This window comes from Protofrankia sp. Cas8 (assembly GCF_963555845.1).
Taxonomy (GTDB): Bacteria; Actinomycetota; Actinomycetes; order Frankiales; family Frankiaceae; genus Protofrankia.
Genome location: NZ_CAUVXI010000352.1, coordinates 1,102 through 2,535, shown reverse-complemented (window position 1 = coordinate 2,535; position 1,434 = coordinate 1,102). Strand labels below are relative to the sequence as shown.

The 1,434-nt window shown below is 64.6% G+C and carries 2 protein-coding genes and 1 pseudogene; all 3 read right to left on the bottom strand.

The window, feature by feature from the left end:
• Nucleotides 1-136 precede the first annotated feature (136 nt).
• Nucleotides 137-430, bottom strand: coding sequence for a type II toxin-antitoxin system VapC family toxin (locus U9977_RS26730; RefSeq protein ID WP_322752038.1), 294 nt, complete (start codon nucleotides 428-430; stop codon nucleotides 137-139).
• Between the two features lie 29 nt (nucleotides 431-459).
• Nucleotides 460-912 (bottom strand): deaminase, encoded by a 453-nt coding sequence (locus U9977_RS26725; RefSeq protein ID WP_322752037.1) that lies wholly within the window; start codon nucleotides 910-912, stop codon nucleotides 460-462.
• Nucleotides 913-1,078: 166 nt separating this feature from the next.
• Nucleotides 1,079-1,434 (bottom strand): annotated as a pseudogene (locus tag U9977_RS26720) (IS701 family transposase); the annotation flags it as partial.

Below are 1,434 nucleotides of genomic sequence, written 5' to 3'. Positions count from 1 at the left end.
GCGTGGCAGACCGTTGCGGGGAATGGCTCACTGTACGGCCGACGCGGGCTACAGGAGCACCCCGCACTGGAGCCGCTTCGCCAGCTGCCCCAGGTCGACACATGAGACGGGCTCCCACCTGCGGATAGCCAGCCGGTTATCCCACCACGCGCAAGTCCGGCCGGCGGCCGTACCCGGGCTGCTGCTGTTCGCTTCGAAGGTTGCGGACGGGACACATCAGACCGGGCGTACCGGCGAACGTGCGGTCCACCGTCACCAGCTCGGCGCCCAACACCTCCGCCAGCGCGACGTATGCAGCGTCATACGGCCACATGTTGTGCCGAAGCGCCCAGATCCGCGGAAGCAACGGCACATGGTCGAAACGCCTCAGCGGCATGCGACCGAGCAGATCCAGGGCACGTGCCCCCTCGTCCGCAGGCAGCTTCCTCACCCGCACCTTCTCCGCGGCCTCCTCAGCGGTCAGACAGAGAGGTGAGCATTCATGGCACGCGCCTGCTCGCCGAGCTCGGGTATCTCCACGACGGTGACACCGGCTGCGGTGAGCATCTCGTGGCCCTGGCAGTCGGCGACGAACAGGCTGGGTTCCCGCCAGGCGATGACCACCCGGGGGATCTTCGCCGCCAGGATGAGCTGGGTGCAGGCACGCGGCCGGGACTTGCGCTGCGAGCAGGGTTCGAGAGTGCTGTAGATCGTCGCGGTGGTGAGCCGGAGATCGTCGGGAGCGACCTTCGCGAGCGCGGACTCCTCGGCGTGCACCGCATTGTCGACCTCGCGGGAGAACCCGAACGCGATCTCCTCGCCGTTCTCGTCGACGACGACGGCACCCACCGAATAGGCACCGGTGGCGGGCGGGCAGCGGTGCGCGAACTCGATAGCCCGCATCATCCACCGATGGTCATCGAGCTGGGCCATAGAAGGCTCGTCCTTTCCCTTCCACGATCTCCGACACGCCGTGCGACGCGGGAGGCTCCGTCAAAGATCGACATTATGTCGACCTGACCCAACGTATTGAATCATCGATTTCTCGGCGGCCATCACAGGCGACCCTTGAATGTCAGGAAATGATCTAGTACTACAGTCACAGTGATCTCCATGTGGCTGCGACTGGCGTGACGGATGCTCGAGCGGCGCGTATCCGCCGGCGAAAGTGGTAGTAGCTCGCCCGCTCTTGGTGGCGTCGACGCCAGTCCGACCAGCGCCGAGTGACCCTGAAAGGGATGGCCTTCTGCCAGACTTGGACAATAATATGACGGATCTCATTGAGGGTAAATGGGATCATCTTGTTCCTGGCCGGCGCGGGCGGATCGGCGATCGGAATACTGCTGTCGGGTTCGCGGACGTAGCCGCTTGCGGTGGTCAGCCGTTCCTTTGACGGCCTATTCTTCTCACGATTCTTGGCCACGGTGACGGCGAGCCATGCGTGGGCGAACATCA